This is a genomic window from Streptomyces sp. Tu 2975 (genome assembly GCF_009832925.1).
GTDB lineage: Bacteria > Actinomycetota > Actinomycetes > Streptomycetales > Streptomycetaceae > Streptomyces.
In genome coordinates this window covers 5,483,736-5,499,914 of the sequence record NZ_CP047140.1, presented here as the reverse complement: position 1 = coordinate 5,499,914, position 16,179 = coordinate 5,483,736, and the positions used below count along the sequence as shown (strand labels likewise).

Below are 16,179 nucleotides of genomic sequence, written 5' to 3'. Positions count from 1 at the left end.
CGGTCAGGGCGCCTGCCCTGACGCGGCGACCACCGCGCGGACGCGCGCCCGCAGCAGCTCGTCGGCCACGATGATCCGGTTCTCCACGCCCGAGCGGATCACCCGCCGGTCACCTTCGGCAAGGTCATGCAGCCTGCGCAGGTGATCGGTGGTCAGAGCGTCCGCCCCTAGAACCTCCAGGGCGTCGCAGGCTTCCAGCGCGTTCGCCTCCTGTTCCGCCGCGGCGAGGACGAGGCCCGCGAGTGATCGATGGTCGAGCGCCCCCTCCTCCGCCACGGCCACCAGGGCGAGCACCGCCGCCGGGACCTGTTCCGGGTCCTTGAGGAGTGCTTCCAGCCGGGGCACCAGCGGCCGGCCGGCCGGGCCGAGGAGCGCGGCCGCGCGGGCCGCCCGTATCGCGCTCCACCGGAACCAGCGCTCGCCGGCGGCCCGTGCGAACACCGAGTCCAGCACGGGCACGACCGTCCGGGCGTCGCCGGTGATCCGCCACAGTGCGTCGGCCAGCGCCACGTCCGCGTCGAGCACCGGCGAGACGTCCCTGGCGTCCGCGCCGCTGAGGGCGCCGCGCAGTGCGCCCACCAATTCCGTTGCCGACGCACCCAGTCGGCCCGCCACCTGGGCCGCCCGGGTCGCGTCGCCGGTCGCGCCCGAGAGCTCCTTGGCGAGCCTCGCCAGGAGGACGTCCGTCTCACCGGTGAGTTCGCGGTGGGCCTCCGCCACCGGGAGCGGCCCGTCCGGGGCCTGCGCCCGCAACACCCGGGCCGCGCGCCGACGCTCTTCGGGCGGGCACGCGGCGGCGATCGCGGCGACGGCCGGGGCCGTCGGCATCGGGAACCGGGCGAGAAGCTCGTACAGCTCGGGCAGCGCGTCGGCGGACCGGCCGCCCCACTGCCGCAGCAGCCGCGTCAGTTGGAAGGGCTCGTTCCCGGTGAGATCGTCCTCCAGCAGCCTGGCCCGTACCGCGGTCAACAGTTCGGGGTGGAACGGGAACGGCACGTCCTGCGGTGCACGAAATCCCGCGGCGGCGTCCAGGCCCCTGGGCCGCTTCCCCAGGTCGCGGGCGAGCAGCGGAGCCGCCCGGTCCGGTGCCACCAGGGCCAGCACGCCGAGCGCGCGGTCCGCGAGATCGTCGTCGTCGGCATCCGCGAGTCCGGCCAGCGCGGGCGCGGCCTGCGCCGCGATCGGTCCCAGCTTCCCGAGCAGGGACAGCACGCCCCCCGCGTCGGCCGCCGCGTCGCCCGCCGCGACCAGCGGCAGCAGCGCTGGCAGCAGCCGCTGCGGGGCGCTGCGGGACATCTGGCAGGCCCGGTCGGCGGCCCACACGGCCTCTGCCCGCACCTCGGCCCGTTCGTCCCGCAAGGCGGCGTCCAGTAGGTCTCCGGCCGCCGCGGTGTCCGCTTCGGTCCCCCTGCCCAGCAGCAGCTCGACGACGGCGCACAACGGCTCGGCCCGGTCCAGGTCGAGCCGCTCCCGGCCGAGCGGGCTCGCGGGCAGCGTCGACAGCAGCGCCCGATGGTGCGTGGCGTCCCATGCCCCTCCCGCGTCGAGGCGGGCGAACACGGCGGCGAGCCGCAGGTGGGCGGGCTGTTCCGGTCCGAGGGCCGCCTGCGCCAGGGCGTCACCCGCCACCGGGTCCAACCCCGCCACGGCACCGAGGAGTTCGGCCCGTACGAGCGGCTCCCGCTCCGTGTCCCACCGCCCCAGCAGCTCGGGCAGCACCGTGCCGGCAACACGCGTCTGCGCGACGGCCCACACGGCGGCCTGACGTACGGCGGGATCAGGTTCGACCAACGACGGTGTCATCAAAGGCAATTGCGCGGCGACGGCCCTGCGTACGGTGCCCGGCTCCACCCCGTACTCGTCGTCGCTGCCGGCCATGTCGCCGAGCAGCCTCAGCAGATCGGCGGACTTGTGGCCGGCTGCCGCGATACGGGCGAGAAAGGGCGCCACGTCGGCACTGGCCGCGTAGACGGTCCCCTGGTGCAGGACGCTGCCATAGAGCTCCGACACCGCTTCGTCCGCGGCTTCCCCGTCGTCCCCGGTGAGCGCCCGCAGCACGTCGGGGACGTCCTCGGCACTTCCGTAGGCGTGCGTGGTGCCTGCCCAGGGGTGAGCGTCCAGACCGTCGAGTGCGCGTACGAGATCCATACGCGGATCATGGCAGGCAGGTCCGACAGCGGAGCCTTCCTCGGCCTTGGTGCGGGCCCGCGAAAACAGCGAGCCTTCGTCGTGCCCGCGCCGTAGCATCCGCCGGATGCACGACATCGACACGCTGCTCCCGCTCGGCCGGGGGAAGGACACCGCCGCTCTGCGGGAGTTCGACGCCGACACGCTCGCCCGGTACGTGGCCGACCCTGCCAACGCGTGGTGGCGTCGCCGGCACTGCGTACAGGCGCTGGACGGACGGGTGCCGGAGCCGCGCTTGCCCGAACTGGTCGCACGCGTACGCGACACCGGGGAGACGGCCGAGGTACGCGTCGCACTGCTGGAGGTCCTCGGCGACCGTTCGGAACTGCTGCCCTGGCTCCTGCACGAGGAACGGCGGGACGAGAAGCGGTACGGCATGGCCGAGGCGATCCTCAAGGCGCGGGGCCGGCTCGGCGACCTCTCCGCCACCGGGGATCTGGCGACGCTCGCGGCCTCCCCCTGGTCCCGGACCCAGGACGCGGGCCGGGCCGGACTTGACGCCCTCGTCTCCCGCCACGGGCCCGACGCGGTGCTGGCCGAGCTCGGTGACGCACGCTCCGAGGACCGGATGTTCCGCATCCGGATGCGGGCCCGCAACGACGAGGACGTCACCGACGCACTCGCGGACCCCGACCGCGCGGTGGCCCACCTCGCCCAGTCCCTCGCCGACGACCCGGACCGGCTGCGCGCCTACCTGGCCGAGGCCCCGACGACGGAGGCGAAACTGTGGGCCGCGTACGCGCTGCATCGCCTCACCGAGGACGGCGACGAGACCCGCGAGATCTACAAGAGCCTCGGGCGCCCCCGGGTGGAGGTGCCCGGTCTGGACGAGGACCTGCGGGCGGCGATCGTGCACGCGTATGCGCCCGGCTGCCGGCGGCAGAGCGACCCGCACTGGCGCGTCGAGGCCCTCGCCACCGACCCGCCCACCGACGCCGACACCGACACGGACACGGACGACCGACTCCGCCGGGCAGCGGCCGCGCTGGCGGCGGCGGGCCTCACGCCGGGAGCGCCGGTGCCCATCGGCGACCACAACGGACAGGGCGAAGGCACGTACTACGTGATCCCGTACGACGGGAAGCAACTCGCCGTCAGCACCCTGGGCCCCTTCGCCGCCGCCCACGACGCCGACCCCGCCGCCCGGCGCGCCCTGGAGGCTGCCGGCTTCCGCTGGATCGACGAAGACACCGGCTCGATCGTGGTCACCGACCTGTGCGTCTACTACTTCGGCGGCCGCGCACCGCTCGACGTCCACACCCTGCTCTTCTACTGGCAGGACTGACGCGCCAGCCGCTCGAGCGCGGCGGCGTCCTCGCTGCCCTCCTCTGCGCTGTAGACGTGCACCACGAGGCCCGTTTCGCCGGGCGAGGCAGGTACGTGCAGGGTTTCGTAGTCCAAGGTGAGCAGCCCGGCCACCGGGTGGCACAGCCGTCTGCGGCCAGCCGTGCACATCAGGACCTCGCCCGTGTCCCAGATACGCCGGAAGTCGTCGCTGTGCGAGGTCAGTTCGGCGATGAGCGCGGCCAGTCCCGCGTCGTCGGGATAGTTCCCCTCGGAGACCCGCAACTGGCCCACGGCCTCCAACGCCCTGTCCTCCCAGTCGGGGAAGACGGTCCGGGAGGCGGGGTCGAGGAAGAGATACCGGGCGTTGTTGTGGTCGCGGCGGCCCGGGTCACCGACGCCGCCCAGCAGCTCGGCGCCCAGAGCGTTCCAGGCCACGACATCGGCGCGCGGGTTCGTCACGAACGCCGGGAACTGCTCCACGGTGTCCAGGAGCCGACGGAGCAAAGGGCTGACACGCGTCACGGGCACGGGCCCCCGCCGGGTGGCGGTCAGCGTGGCCAGGTGCTTGCGCTCCGCCGCCTCGAGGCCGAGCGCCCGCGCGAGCGCGTCGAGGACCTCCGGCGAGGGCTGGGTAGCGCGGCCCTGTTCGAGGCGCACGTAGTAGTCCACGCTGATCCCGGCGAGTTGGGCGAGTTCCTCGCGTCGCAGGCCCCGCACCCGCCGCCGCCCGCCGACGGCGAGCCCCACGTGCTCCGGGGCGACCCGAGAGCGGCGGGCGCGCAGGAAGCCGCCGAGGGCCCGCCGCGGGTCGCCGTTCCCGCCGCCGGCTCCGTCCGTACCTGTGCGCTCGATGTGGTCCACGCCGTCCATGCGCTCAAGTATGGGTGGCCCTCGCGGTACCAGGACCGCCGTTCCTGCGGTTGGACAGGGTGCTGGCTGCCGCTGCGCGCCCGGGAGAACGTGGCGGCATGACTCGAGCAGCACCGCAGCAGCACAAGAAGATCCTTGTCGTCACCGCCCACCCCGAACCCCTGTCGCTCACCTCCGCCCTGACCGCCTTCGCCGTCGAGCGCCTGCGCTCCGCGGGCCACGAGGTCAAGGTGTCCGATCTCTACGCCATGAAGTGGAAGGCGACCGTGGACGCGGACGACTTCCCCGACCGTCCCGCGGACCGGCGGCTGGACGTACTGGCCGCTCAGGAACAGGCCGCGGTGTCCGGCCGGATGTCGCCCGATGTCGCCGCCGAGCAGGAGAAGCTGCGCTGGGCGGACGCGGTCGTGCTGCAGTTCCCCCTGTGGTGGTTCTCCGTTCCCGCGATCATGAAGGGCTGGCTCGACCGGGTGTTCACCCCCGGCTTCGCCCACGGCCCCGGCCTTCCCCCGCCGTACAGCGAGGGCGCTCTGGGCGGACGGCGTGCGCTGCTCTCGGTGACGATCGGCGCGAGCGGGCCGTCGCTCACCGAACGCGGCATCCACGGGCGCCTGTCGGATCTCCTCCACCCGCTGCAGCACGGCCTGTTCTGGTTCGCCGGCATCGCACCGCTCGAACCGTTCACCGTCCACGACGCGCACAGCCTCTCCGCGGACAGGTATGCGGCGGCAGAGGGGGAGTACGGCCGGCGCCTCGACGGCCTGTTCACCGACGAGCCGATCCCCTACCGGACCCTTGCCGGCGGCGACTACGACCATGACATGCGGTTGTTGCCGGCGGTGGAGGGTCCTGGCACCACCGGCCTCGACCTCCACGTCCGCCCGCGCGTCTGAGGCGGATGCCACGGGTTCGAAGCCTGTCAAGGTCACCGGCGGGAGGGCCTCGGACCGTGCGCGGCCGGGAATTCCGGCGGCTCCTCCGGCAGCGGCTTCGCCGCCTGCCGGGCGCTCCTCGGAGCGACTCCTTCGACGGCCGAGGACGGTACCCCTGGAAGACCGGGATACCGCCCTCGGCGATCGTGCTCAGCGGTCAGTGCGCACGCGGCATGAACTGGAGGGTGCCGTCGTCGACAACGAGCTCGTTGTACCCGAATGCCTCGCCCAGCTCGCGGTACCGGCGGTGCTGCGACTCACTGATCGGCACCAAGTACGCCTTGAGGACCCGCAGGAACAGCCTGAACCCGAGGTCGGGGTCGACCTCGGTGACCACCCGCTCCAGCGACGGGACCACTTCCGGCACCCCGTAGTAGGGGTGACCGGCGGTGGCACGGTCCAACTCCGGTGCGAGAGCTCGCACCTCGGCGAGGACCGCGTCCCTCAGTTCCAAATCCCAGACGTGCGCAGGAGGGAGGGCATCGAATCGCGATTCGTCCCGGCGGATGCGTTCCTCGCAGACGTCCACGATCCGGCGGAGCCAGTCGCGTCCGTCCATCCATCGCTCATCCGCGACGAACTTGGAGCGCACGGCCGCGCACCACAGGATGTCGATCCCCCTGGTCGGCAGGGGTGACTCCAGCAGCCTGAGAGCGTCTTCCCGGAGGGTGGGCGCGTAGGCACCCTCCCCCCAGTCCGCGGCAGCCACGACGATTTCCAGCGGAGTGGACTCGAAGGTGCTGCCGTACCACTTGGTGAGGCCGCTGAACCCGAAGTCGATCCAGATGTCCTTACGATCCAGACCTTGCGCGGAGCCAGGCCCGAGCGGTCACGAAGGGCCGCGCAGCTCCGGGACACCGAGGAGACCGGCGAGGTGCGACAGGCGCTGCTAGCCGTACTCGGGGATCGGGAGGAGCTGCTGCCGTGGCTGACGCACGAAGCCCGGCGGCTCGAGCGGGACCGGACGGCGGACGCGATCCTCGTGACCCGCGGCCGGCTCGGCGACCTCATGGCGGTGAGCGGCCTCACCACGCTCGCGGCGAGCCCCCTGGCAGCACGAACGGGTCGCGGGCGAGGCCGGGTTGCACGGGCTGGTCGCCCGGCGCGGGCTCGAGGCCGTCCTGAACGACCTCGGCGACGTACGTCCCGAGGACCGCGCGTTCCGGGTCCGTATGCGGGCCGCCGCGGCCGAGGACGTGACGTACGCCCTCGCCGACCCCGACCGTGCGGTCACCCACCTCGCCCAGTCCCTCGCCGACGACGCGGACCGGCTACGCGCCTGCATCGACGAGGCCCCCACCGCCGAGGCCGGTCTGTGGGCGGCGTACGCCCTGCACCGCCTCACCGAGGTCGCCGACCAAACCCGGCTGATCTACGACCGCCTCGGCCGTCCCCGCGTCGAAGTCCCTGGACTGTGCGAGGAGTGCGGGCCGCGATCGTGCACGAGTACGCGCCGCGATGCCAGCGGCAGAGCGACCCTCGCTGGCGCGTCGAGGCCCTCTGCACCGAGCCGCCGCCGGTCCCCGATGTGGACGATCAGTTGCGCCGGGCGGCATCCGCCCTGACGGCGGCCGGCCTGTCCCGCGAGTCTCCGGTCTCGTGCGGTGACCACTACCAGCACGGCGGCGGCACGTACCACTACGTCAACTACGGCGAGGACGACGACGCGGTCCTGATCAGCACCCTGGGCCCGTTCGGCACCGGCCACCGCGGCGGCTCGTCCCGCGAAGCCCGCGAAGCGCTCGAAGCCCCGGCTTCCGCTGCATCGACGAGGCGACCAGCGACATCACGGTCACCGACCTGTGCGTCTACTACTTCGGCGACCGCAAGGCTCTGAGCGTCGGCACGCTGCTGTTCTACTGGCAGGACTGACCATCGCCCGGTGTCTCACCGGCCCATCTCCCACAGCAGCACCTCCGCCGCGTCGGCCGCGGCCAGCTCCAGGCCCTCCGCGTCCGTGATCCTGGCTGCGTCACCAGGCCCCAACTCGTCGCCGCCCAGGGCGACACGGCCCCGCACCACGTGCGCGTACACGTACGGCGCGTCCGGCACCGCCGTCCGCTCCCCCGCCGCCAGCCGGCGCGCGTGCAGCATCGCGCCCGCCTCGGGCAGGGCGTACGGAGTCGAGTCGGCGATACCGCGCACGATCTCGTACGACGGCTCGCCCCCCGGCCGTAGCGGTGCCAGCCACATCTGTACGAACACCAGCGGCACATCGCCGTCGTTGCGCTCCACGTGCCGCACCCCGCCCGCCGAGCTGAGCCGCTGCACATCGCCGGGGCGGACGACGGTGGCGTGCCCGGCGTTGTCGCGGTGGGTGAGCTCACCTTCGACGACCCAGGTGACGATCTCCGTGTGGCTGTGCGGATGCTCGTCGAACCCGGCGCCGGGTGCGAGCCGCTCCTCGTTGCAGGCCAGGATCGCACCGAAGCGGAGATTGCCTGGGTCGTAGTGCCGCCCGAAGGAGAAGGCATGCAGGGACTCGATGCCGGCCGCGGGGTCGCCGCCTGTGTAGCGCTCGCCGGCGCGCCGAACGGATATCACGCGACCACGGTAGCCGGGAACCGTCCGGCGACGACGGAATGAACAAGAACCCCGCCCCCCGGCCCTCGCGTCCTGATAAGGCACTCTTGTCCCGTGCCCGAACCTGCAGCGAACTCCTCCCACCCGCACTCCGCGACCCTGCGCCGCCTCGAGCAGTCCTCCGGCCGGCTCGCCGCGAACGCGATCGCCCGCATGGACCAGTCGCTGCCCTGGTACCGGGCCATGCCACCGGAGAACCGGTCGTGGATCGGCCTGGTCGCCCAGGCCGGTATCGCCGCTTTCACCGAATGGTTCCGGCACCCGGAGACCCCGCAAGCCATCTCGACCGACGTCTTCGGCACCGCCCCGCGCGAGCTGACCCGGGCGATCACCCTGCGCCAGACCGTCGAGATGGTGCGCACCACCATCGAGGTCATGGAGGCGGCGATCGAGGAGGTCGCCGCCCCCGGCGACGAGTCCGTACTGCGTGAGGCGCTGCTCGTCTACGCACGGGAGATCGCCTTCGCCACCGCCCAGGTCTACGCCCAGGCCGCTGAGGCCCGCGGCGCGTGGGACGCCCGCCTCGAATCGCTCGTCGTCAACGCGGTGCTGTCCGGCGAGGCAGACGAGGGCGCGGTCTCCCGCGCCGCGGCGCTCGGCTGGAACTCGCCCGAGCATGTGTGTGTGATCCTCGGCACCGCGCCCGACGGGGACAGCGAACTGACCGTCGAGGCCATCCGCCGCGCCGCCCGACACGCCAAGCTCCAGGTGCTGACGGGCGTGCTCGGCGACCGGCTCGTCGTCATCGCCGGGGGCAGCGACAACCCGCTGCACGTCGCCAAGGCGCTCATCGGCCCGTACGCGGCGGGCCCCGTCGTCGCCGGCCCGATCGTGCCCGACCTGCTGGCGGCGACCCGCTCCGCGCAGGCCGCAGCCGCCGGGCTCAAGGCATGCTCGGCCTGGCAGGACGCTCCGCGGCCGGTTCTCGCGGACGATCTGCTGCCGGAACGCGCCATCGCCTCCGACCCTTCTGCGCGTGAGCAGTTGGTGGAGGAGATCTACAGACCACTGGAGGAAGCCGGCTCGGCCCTCCTGGAAACTCTGAGTGTCTATCTGGAGCAGGCGAGCAGCCTCGAGGGCGCCGCCAGAATGCTCTTCGTGCATCCCAACACCGTGCGCTACCGGCTCCGACGTGTGACAGACGTCACGGGCTGGTCACCCTCCGACGTGCGTTCGGCGTTCACGCTGCGAATCGCGCTGATCCTGGGGCGTCTGGCCGACGGGGATGCCCAGCCCTAGACTTTTGTCGGACACCGACAATTCCCCTGACGGTTCTTCGTCCCTGTCCCCACGGGCGGGAGAGGCCGTCCACAAGAGAGAGTGTGAGGGTGCTCGTACTCGTCGCTCCCGGCCAAGGCGCTCAGACGCCCGGCTTCCTTACTCCCTGGCTCGACCTCCCCGGCGCCGCCGACCGCATCGCGGCCTGGTCGGACGCCATCGGGCTCGACCTTGCCCACTACGGCACCAAGGCCGACGCGGACGAGATCCGCGACACCGCCGTTGCGCAGCCGCTGCTCGTCGCCGCCGGACTGCTGTCCGCGTCGGCGCTCGGTGAGATGGCTCCCGGCGCGGTCGCCGGCCACAGCGTCGGCGAGATCACCGCCGCCGCGTTCGCGGGTGTCATCGACGACACCTCCGCGCTGAAGCTCGTACGGGCCCGCGGCCTGGCGATGGCAGAGGCCGCCGCGATCACGAAGACCGGCATGTCCGCCATCCTCGGCGGCGAGGCCGACACGGTCGTGGCACACCTCGAGAAGCTCGGCCTCACCCCGGCCAACGTGAACGGCGCCGGGCAGATCGTCGCCGCCGGCACCGCCGAGCAGCTCGCGGCACTCGCGGAGGACAAGCCGGAAGGCGTCCGCCGTGTCCTGCCGCTCCAGGTGGCCGGCGCGTTCCACACTCATCACATGGCACCCGCCGTCGCGAAGCTCGAGGAGGCCGCGAAGGCCCTCACGGTCTCCGCCCCGGCCGTACCGTACGTCTCGAACAAGGACGGGCAGATCGTCGCCGACGGCGCCGACGTCATCTCCCGTCTCGTGGGTCAGGTCGCCAACCCGGTCCGCTGGGACCTGTGCATGGAGACCTTCAAGGAGCAGGGCGTCACCGCCCTGATCGAGGTCTGCCCCGGCGGTACGCTCACCGGTCTCGCCAAGCGCGCCCTGCCGGGCGTGCGGACGTCGGCGCTGAAGACCCCCGACGACCTCGACGCGGCCCGCGCGCTCGTCGCCGAGCTTTCAGCCTGACAAGGAGCCGTAGAGCATGTCGAAGATCAAGCCCAGCAAGGGCGCCCCGTACGCACGCATCCTGGGTGTCGGCGGCTACCGTCCGACCCGGGTCGTGCCCAACGAGGTGATCCTCGAGAAGATCGACTCCTCCGACGAGTGGATCCGCTCCCGCTCCGGTATCACCACCCGCCACTGGGCCTCCCCCGAGGAGACCGTGACCGCGATGTCGGTCGAGGCGTCGGGCAAGGCGATCGCGGACGCCGGGATCACCGCCGACCAGATCGGCGCCGTCGTCGTCTCCACCGTCTCGCACTTCAAGCAGACCCCGGCCGTGGCCACCGAGATCGCCGACAAGGTCGGCGCGGGCAAGCCCGCCGCGTTCGACATCTCCGCCGGCTGCGCGGGCTTCGGCTACGGCCTCACCCTCGCCAAGGGCATGATCGTCGAGGGCTCCGCGGAGTACGTGCTCGTCATCGGCGTCGAGCGGCTCAGCGACCTGACCGACCTGGAGGACCGCGCGACGGCCTTCCTGTTCGGTGACGGCGCGGGTGCGGTCGTCGTCGGCCCGTCCGACGAGCCGCACATCGGCCCCACGGTCTGGGGCTCCGAGGGCGACAAGTCCGAGACGATCAAGCAGACCGTGCCGTGGAACGACTTCCACCTCGGCGACGTCTCCCGCCTGCCGCTCAACGAGCGCGGCGAGATCAAGTTCCCCGCCATCACGCAGGAAGGCCAGGCGGTGTTCCGCTGGGCCGTCTTCGAGATGGCGAAGGTCGCGCAGCAGGCGCTCGACGCCGCAGGCATCAGCGCGGCCGACCTGGACGTCTTCATCCCGCACCAGGCCAATATGCGGATCATCGACTCGATGGTGAAGACCCTGAAGCTGCCGGAGCACGTCACGGTCGCCCGCGACGTGGAGACCACCGGCAACACCTCGGCCGCCTCGATCCCGCTCGCTATGGAGCGGCTCCTGGCGACCGGACAGGCGAAGAGCGGCGACACAGCGCTCGTCATCGGCTTCGGGGCGGGTCTCGTCTACGCCGCGACGGTCGTTACCCTCCCCTAGGCACCGTACGGATCTTCCGGACGGCTGCTGCCACACCCTCTGATACACACCGAAGGAGCGCCACCATGGCCGCCACGCAGGAAGAGATCGTCAAGGGTCTCGCCGAGATCGTCAACGAGATCGCCGGTATCCCGACCGAGGACGTCCAGCTGGACAAGTCCTTCACCGACGACCTCGACGTCGACTCGCTGTCCATGGTCGAGGTCGTCGTCGCCGCCGAAGAGCGCTTCGACGTCAAGATCCCCGACGAGGACGTCAAGAACCTGAAGACCGTCGGCGACGCCGCGGACTACATCGCAAAGCACCAGGCCTGAGTCTCACGTCGCGTTTGTCGCCACTCTCCGGTGGCGCCGTGAAAATTCAGCACCCTCTACACGTGGAGAAAGAATTCCTGTGAACTCGACCAATCGCACCGTGGTCGTCACCGGTATCGGCGCAACCACACCGTTGGGTGGCGACAGCGCATCGACCTGGGAAGGTCTCATCGCCGGGCGTTCCGGTGTGAAGCTGCTCGAGGGAGAGCGCTTCGCCGACCTGCCGGTGAAGATCGCGGCGACCGCCGCGGTCGACCCGGGCGAGGTACTGCCGCGCCCGCTGGCCCGACGGCTGGACCGCTCCGCGCAGTTCGCGCTGATCGCGGCCCGTGAGGCGTGGGCCGACGCCGGCTACACCGCCCCGCCGGCGAGGACGAGGCGATCGCCCCGACCCGTCTCGGCACCGTCATCGCCTCCGGCATCGGCGGCGTGACGACCCTGCTCGACCAGTACGACGTGCTCAAGGAGAAGGGCGTACGCCGCGTCTCCCCGCACACCGTCCCCATGCTGATGCCCAACGGCCCCTCCGCCAACGTCGGCCTCGAGGTGAACGCCCAGGCGGGCGTGCACACCCCGGTCTCCGCGTGCGCGTCGGGCGCCGAGGCGATCGGCTACGCCGTCGAGATGATCCGCACCGGCCGTGCCGACGTGGTCGTCGCCGGCGGCACCGAGGCGGCGATCCACCCGCTGCCGATCGCGGCCTTCGCCAACATGATGGCGATGTCCAAGAACAACGACGAGCCGACGAAGGCCTCGCGCCCCTACGACACGGCCCGCGACGGCTTCGTCCTCGGCGAGGGCGCGGGCGTCGTCATCCTGGAGTCGGCCGAGCACGCCGCCGCGCGCGGCGCGAAGGTCTACTGCGAGGTGCTGGGCCAGGGCCTGTCCGCGGACAGCCACCACATCGCGCAGCCGGAGCCGACCGGCCGCGGTATCGCGGCGGCACTGCGGAACCTGCTCGAGACCACCGACCTCAAGCCGTCCGAGGTCGTGCACCTCAACGCACACGCGACGTCGACGCCGCAGGGTGACGTCGCCGAGATCAAGGCGCTGCGCAGCGTGCTGGGCGACGACCTGGACCACGTCGCGGTCTCCGCGACCAAGTCCATGACGGGTCATCTGCTCGGCGGCGCGGGCGGCATCGAGACGGTGGCGACGGTGCTCGCCCTCCACCACCGCACGGCCCCGCCGACGATCAACGTGGACGAGCTCGACGAGTCGGTCGACGCGGACATCGTGCGCGGTGAGCCCCGCGCGCTGCCGGAAGGCACGATCGCGGCGATCAACAACTCGTTCGGCTTCGGCGGCCACAACGTGGTCCTGGCGTTCCGCACGGTCTGACCTGCCTGACCGCACTCAGGCGAGGCCCGCGCCCCCTCGAGGGGCGCGGGCCTCTGCTCTTTCCCACTCCTGGGCGGAGACGACTTCGGCCCCACCGGCGATCGAGGCGCGGAAGCACTCCGGACTCCCTGCAATTGAGGCGCGGGAGCACTCCGGGCTCGCCTGCGATTGAGGCGCGGAGGGCATTTCCAGCTCCGCCGGCGGCCAAGGCGCGGGGCAACTCGAGCCCCGCCGGGCGATCGAGGCGCGGAGGTGCGGGGGCGGAGCACCCGGAAGAACCGCGCGGAGCGCGGTGGTGGGTCCGGGCGGAGCCCGGTCGGGAAGGGGCGGGGTGGGGAAACGGCCCCGCAGGGGCTACCGCCTCACACCACCTGGTGGAGCCACCGCACCGGCGCTCCCTCTCCCGCGTACCGGAACGGCTCCAGCTCGTCGTCCCACGGCTTCCCGAGAAGCTTCGCGATCTCCGCCTCGAGGTCCGTCTCGCCCTGCGCGGACCGCGCCAGCGCCGCCCGCAGGCGGTCCTCGGGCACGAGGATGTCGCCGTGCATGCCGGTCACCGCGTGGAAGATCCCGAGGTCCGGCGTGGCGCTGTAGCGCTCGCCCTCGGCGGTCGCGCACGGCTCCGCCGTCACCTCGAAGCGCAGCAGGTGCCAACCGCGCAGCGCGGACGCCAGCTTGGAGGCGGTGCCCACTTCCCCCTGCCAGGAGAATTCGGCTCTCCAGGTGCCGGGCGATGCGGGCTGGCGGATCCAGTCCAGCTGGACCCGTACGCCGAGCACGCCCCCGACCGCCCATTCGACGTGCGGGCACAGCGCGCGCGGTGCGGAGTGAACGTACAGAACGCCACGTGTCGTCACCGGGACCTCCAGTGTGGGACGAGGATCGCCTTCCCAGCGGCCTCAGTAAACAGCATCGGGAACAAGTCTCCGCAAAAGGGACGGCATGTGACGAGATGTAATTTACCGGTGCCGATGGGCGAGGTGGGCCTCTGGGTCGACGTGGCAAAAGTTACCGTGCGGGACGCGCCGAGGGGTGACGTAATGTCGGTCCTGGGACCCGTACGCACCAAGCTTTCACTCGGCAGGAGGTCGGATGCCGGGTTTGTGGAGGGGAAAGTGACCTTGCGACAGCGGAGCCGGAGGTTCCGCGCACGCACCGGCGTGGCCGCCGCGCTCGCCACCGCCACGCTGGCGGCGGGCGTGCTGGCGGCATGTGACTCGTCGTCAGGACCTTCCGGCCGTGATCCGTCGGCGACGTCCGCGCGTCCTTCCCCGAGCCCGAGCCCCACCCTCGTGTGGGACAGCAGTCCGCGCTCGCTCGCAGCGGTCGGCGACTCCATCACCCGCGGGTTCGACGCGTGCATGATCCTCGCCGACTGCCCCGAGGTGTCGTGGGCGACGGGTACGGACGCCACGGTGAACAGCCTCGCCCTGCGCCTGCTCGGACCGTCCGCCGTGGCGGAGCGCAGCTGGAACCTCGCCCGGTCCGGTGCCGACGCCTCCGACCTGCCGGAGCAGATGGCGCGGGCCGCGGCCCACCGGCCGGAACTGGTCACGGTGATGGTCGGGGCGAACGACGCCTGCGCGGACACCGTGGACCGTATGACCCCCGTGGAGGACTTCCGGGCATCCCTGGAGGCCGCCATGGCGGCGCTGCGCAAGCAGGCCCCCAAGGCCCAGGTCTACGTCTCCAGCGTGCCGGACCTCAAGCGGCTGTGGTCGGCCGGACGCGGCGACGCGCTGGGCAGCCGGATATGGGAACTGGGTATCTGCGCCTCGATGCTCGGCGACGCGCAGGACCTGAGCGTCCAGGCGCAGCAGCGCCGGGACACCGTCCAGCAGCGGGTCGTCGCGTACAACCGCGTGCTCGAGGACGTGTGCGCCGAGGACGACCGCTGCCGGTACGACGGCGGTGCGGTCTTCGACTACCGCTTCACAGGTGAGCAGTTGAGCCGCTGGGACTGGTTCCATCCCAGCAGGGACGGCCAGCAGCGGCTGGCGGAGATCGCCTACCGCAACATCACGGCCGCGCAGCCGCCGCGCTCCGGGTCGTAGGCCGCCTTCCCCCACCGCCGCCGGACGGCGATACTTCCGCCACCCGGACGAAAGGATTCCCGTGCCCCGGATACGCGCCCGCCTGGACGTACTTGGTGTCGCCCTGCTCGCCTCCGCCGCGCTCACGCTCACGGCGTCCCCGCTCGCCTCCGCCGCCCCATCCCCCGCCGTCCTTCCGCTCACGGTCGAGGAGCAGCGGCTCGGACGGGCCGTACCGCAGGAGATCCTGCGGCGCAGCGGATTCGACGCCGCGGCACCGGACTTCGTCCGGGCGCTCGAAGGCGCGACGTCGTACCGGCAGGCCGAGCGTGCCGTCGTACGCCACGGGTCGGCGCTGTGGAAGCGGGCCGTGGACCGGGCGCAGGGCCGGGGCGCGGCACGGGGCGACCTGAGCCGGGACGACGACCGCCCGCTGTACTGGGCGCGGCTCGGGATGACGGCCGGCCTGCGGCAGTGGCAGCCCGCGTTCGACATGACCGCCGGGCAGCGGGCGCGGCTGCTGGAGGGCCTGGAAGGGTCCTCGCGCGGCCAGGACTCGATGGATTTCCCGCCCGGCAAGGGCGTCAAGCGGATCGTGATGACGGGCTTCGACCCGTTCACGCTCGACCGGGACATCCGTATCAGCAACCCGTCCGGCGCGACCGCGCTCGCCCTCGACGGCACCTGGATCCGCACGGCGGACGGGCCGGCGAGGATCGAGACGGCCGTCTTCCCGGTGCGCTGGCAGGACTTCACCGACGGTACGGTCGAACGGACCCTCGAGGCCCGGCTCCCGGAGGCGGACCTGTTCACGACGGTCAGCCAGGGCCGGGTGGGCCGTATCGACATCGAGCGTTTCAACGGGGCCTGGCGGGGCGGCTTCCCCGACAACGACAACGTCTCCCGCCGGGAGACCGTGCCGGTGTCCGATGCCGCGTCGCAGCCCCAGTGGACGCTGACGTCGCTCCCGTACAGGGCGATCACCGCCGCGGACACGGGCCGTTTCCCGGTGTACGACAACACCTCCGTGACCGAGATACCGGCCGGTCAGAGCGCCCCGGTGACCCGGCCCGACGGCCCGACACCGGGTTCGACCGCACGGGCCGGAGGCGGCGGCGACTATCTGTCCAACGAGATCGCCTACCGCGCCACCCTGCTGCGCGACCGGCTCGGCCTGGATGTCCCCGGCGGCCATGTGCACACCCCGGTGCTCCAGTTCGCGGCGGACAACACGACGCAGATCACCGACCCGGAGTTCGTCCGCAACCGGCTGGACATCATCGCCCAGGTCCGCGAGATCATCCGGGTCGCTGCTGACAACAACGGGACAGGATGACGGGC

At 72.1% G+C, this 16,179-nt stretch carries 15 protein-coding genes and 1 pseudogene; 11 read left to right on the top strand and 5 right to left on the bottom strand.

Annotated elements, in window-relative coordinates; translation table 11 throughout:
* Window positions 1-3: 3 nt before the first annotated feature.
* Entirely contained in the window at window positions 4-2,148 is a 2,145-nt protein-coding gene (locus GLX30_RS24325; protein WP_159692317.1) for a hypothetical protein, read from the bottom strand.
* 106 nt (window positions 2,149-2,254) lie between these two features.
* Between GLX30_RS24325 and GLX30_RS24320 the strand changes: the two genes are divergently transcribed.
* The gene (locus tag GLX30_RS24320; protein ID WP_159692315.1) at window positions 2,255-3,472 is read left to right on the top strand and encodes a hypothetical protein; all 1,218 of its coding nucleotides are present in this window, start codon (window positions 2,255-2,257) and stop codon (window positions 3,470-3,472) included.
* Here the strand turns inward: GLX30_RS24320 and GLX30_RS24315 are convergent.
* Window positions 3,457-4,344 carry a helix-turn-helix transcriptional regulator gene (locus GLX30_RS24315; protein ID WP_159692313.1) on the bottom strand — a complete coding sequence of 296 codons (888 nt, stop codon included), beginning with the start codon at window positions 4,342-4,344 and terminating at the stop codon, window positions 3,457-3,459. The two genes, GLX30_RS24320 and GLX30_RS24315, sit on opposite strands and share 16 nt — an antisense overlap.
* A gap of 98 nt (window positions 4,345-4,442) precedes the next feature.
* On the opposite strand from GLX30_RS24315, the gene GLX30_RS24310 reads away from it, so the two are divergent.
* Entirely contained in the window at window positions 4,443-5,237 is a 795-nt protein-coding gene (locus tag GLX30_RS24310) for an NAD(P)H-dependent oxidoreductase (RefSeq protein ID WP_159692311.1), read from the top strand.
* 196 nt (window positions 5,238-5,433) lie between these two features.
* On the opposite strand, the gene GLX30_RS24305 is transcribed toward GLX30_RS24310, so the two are convergent.
* On the bottom strand, window positions 5,434-5,985 hold the full coding sequence (locus tag GLX30_RS24305; RefSeq protein WP_244258275.1) for a hypothetical protein: 552 nt from the start codon (window positions 5,983-5,985) through the stop codon (window positions 5,434-5,436).
* Window positions 5,986-6,358: 373 nt separating this feature from the next.
* Here GLX30_RS24305 and GLX30_RS24300 point away from each other — a divergent pair, with 373 nt between their 5' ends.
* Window positions 6,359-6,841 carry a hypothetical protein gene (locus tag GLX30_RS24300; protein WP_159692309.1) on the top strand — a complete coding sequence of 161 codons (483 nt, stop codon included), beginning with the start codon at window positions 6,359-6,361 and terminating at the stop codon, window positions 6,839-6,841.
* On the top strand, window positions 6,805-7,113 hold the full coding sequence (locus GLX30_RS24295) for a hypothetical protein (protein ID WP_159692307.1): 309 nt from the start codon (window positions 6,805-6,807) through the stop codon (window positions 7,111-7,113). The genes GLX30_RS24300 and GLX30_RS24295 overlap by 37 nt, the downstream gene beginning before the upstream one ends.
* A 50-nt stretch (window positions 7,114-7,163) precedes the next feature.
* On the opposite strand, the gene GLX30_RS24290 is transcribed toward GLX30_RS24295, so the two are convergent.
* Window positions 7,164-7,820: a pirin family protein gene (locus tag GLX30_RS24290; protein WP_167306858.1), complete on the bottom strand. Its 657-nt coding sequence runs from the start codon at window positions 7,818-7,820 to the stop codon at window positions 7,164-7,166.
* 93 nt (window positions 7,821-7,913) lie between these two features.
* On the opposite strand from GLX30_RS24290, the gene GLX30_RS24285 reads away from it, so the two are divergent.
* The 5 genes and pseudogenes from GLX30_RS24285 to fabF all read left to right on the top strand — a co-directional run bounded on the left by GLX30_RS24285 (window position 7,914) and on the right by fabF (window position 12,805).
* Window positions 7,914-9,098, top strand: coding sequence for a helix-turn-helix domain-containing protein (locus tag GLX30_RS24285; protein ID WP_005318100.1), 1,185 nt, complete (start codon window positions 7,914-7,916; stop codon window positions 9,096-9,098).
* A gap of 89 nt (window positions 9,099-9,187) precedes the next feature.
* A complete protein-coding gene (locus tag GLX30_RS24280; RefSeq protein WP_159692305.1) occupies window positions 9,188-10,102 on the top strand; it encodes an ACP S-malonyltransferase in 915 nt (304 codons plus the stop codon).
* A 16-nt stretch (window positions 10,103-10,118) separates the two neighbouring features.
* Window positions 10,119-11,150 (top strand): ketoacyl-ACP synthase III, encoded by a 1,032-nt coding sequence (locus tag GLX30_RS24275; protein WP_159692303.1) that lies wholly within the window; start codon window positions 10,119-10,121, stop codon window positions 11,148-11,150.
* Window positions 11,151-11,215: 65 nt separating this feature from the next.
* Window positions 11,216-11,464 (top strand): acyl carrier protein, encoded by a 249-nt coding sequence (locus GLX30_RS24270; protein ID WP_005318091.1) that lies wholly within the window; start codon window positions 11,216-11,218, stop codon window positions 11,462-11,464.
* A 79-nt stretch (window positions 11,465-11,543) separates the two neighbouring features.
* Window positions 11,544-12,805: pseudogene (gene fabF / locus GLX30_RS24265) on the top strand (beta-ketoacyl-ACP synthase II).
* 362 nt (window positions 12,806-13,167) lie between these two features.
* Here fabF and GLX30_RS24260 read toward each other — a convergent pair.
* Complete coding sequence (locus tag GLX30_RS24260) at window positions 13,168-13,662, bottom strand: DUF3145 domain-containing protein (protein WP_159692301.1); 495 nt, start codon at window positions 13,660-13,662, stop codon at window positions 13,168-13,170.
* 264 nt (window positions 13,663-13,926) lie between these two features.
* Here GLX30_RS24260 and GLX30_RS24255 point away from each other — a divergent pair, with 264 nt between their 5' ends.
* Window positions 13,927-14,859 carry an SGNH/GDSL hydrolase family protein gene (locus GLX30_RS24255; RefSeq protein WP_159695222.1) on the top strand — a complete coding sequence of 311 codons (933 nt, stop codon included), beginning with the start codon at window positions 13,927-13,929 and terminating at the stop codon, window positions 14,857-14,859.
* Window positions 14,860-14,920: 61 nt separating this feature from the next.
* Window positions 14,921-16,174 (top strand): pyroglutamyl peptidase, encoded by a 1,254-nt coding sequence (locus tag GLX30_RS24250; RefSeq protein WP_159692299.1) that lies wholly within the window; start codon window positions 14,921-14,923, stop codon window positions 16,172-16,174.
* Window positions 16,175-16,179: the final 5 nt, after the last annotated feature.

Excerpts from the sequence above, each read along its gene's own strand:
- GLX30_RS24310 (WP_159692311.1), top strand. The coding sequence starts at position 4,443 with ATGACTCGAGCAGCACCGCAGCAGCACAAGAAGATCCTTGTCGTCACC.
- GLX30_RS24315 (WP_159692313.1), bottom strand. The coding sequence starts at position 4,344 with ATGGACGGCGTGGACCACATCGAGCGCACAGGTACGGACGGAGCCGGC.
- GLX30_RS24270 (WP_005318091.1), top strand. The coding sequence starts at position 11,216 with ATGGCCGCCACGCAGGAAGAGATCGTCAAGGGTCTCGCCGAGATCGTC.
- GLX30_RS24325 (WP_159692317.1), bottom strand. The coding sequence starts at position 2,148 with ATGGATCTCGTACGCGCACTCGACGGTCTGGACGCTCACCCCTGGGCA.
- GLX30_RS24275 (WP_159692303.1), top strand. The coding sequence starts at position 10,119 with ATGTCGAAGATCAAGCCCAGCAAGGGCGCCCCGTACGCACGCATCCTG.
- GLX30_RS24320 (WP_159692315.1), top strand. The coding sequence starts at position 2,255 with ATGCACGACATCGACACGCTGCTCCCGCTCGGCCGGGGGAAGGACACC.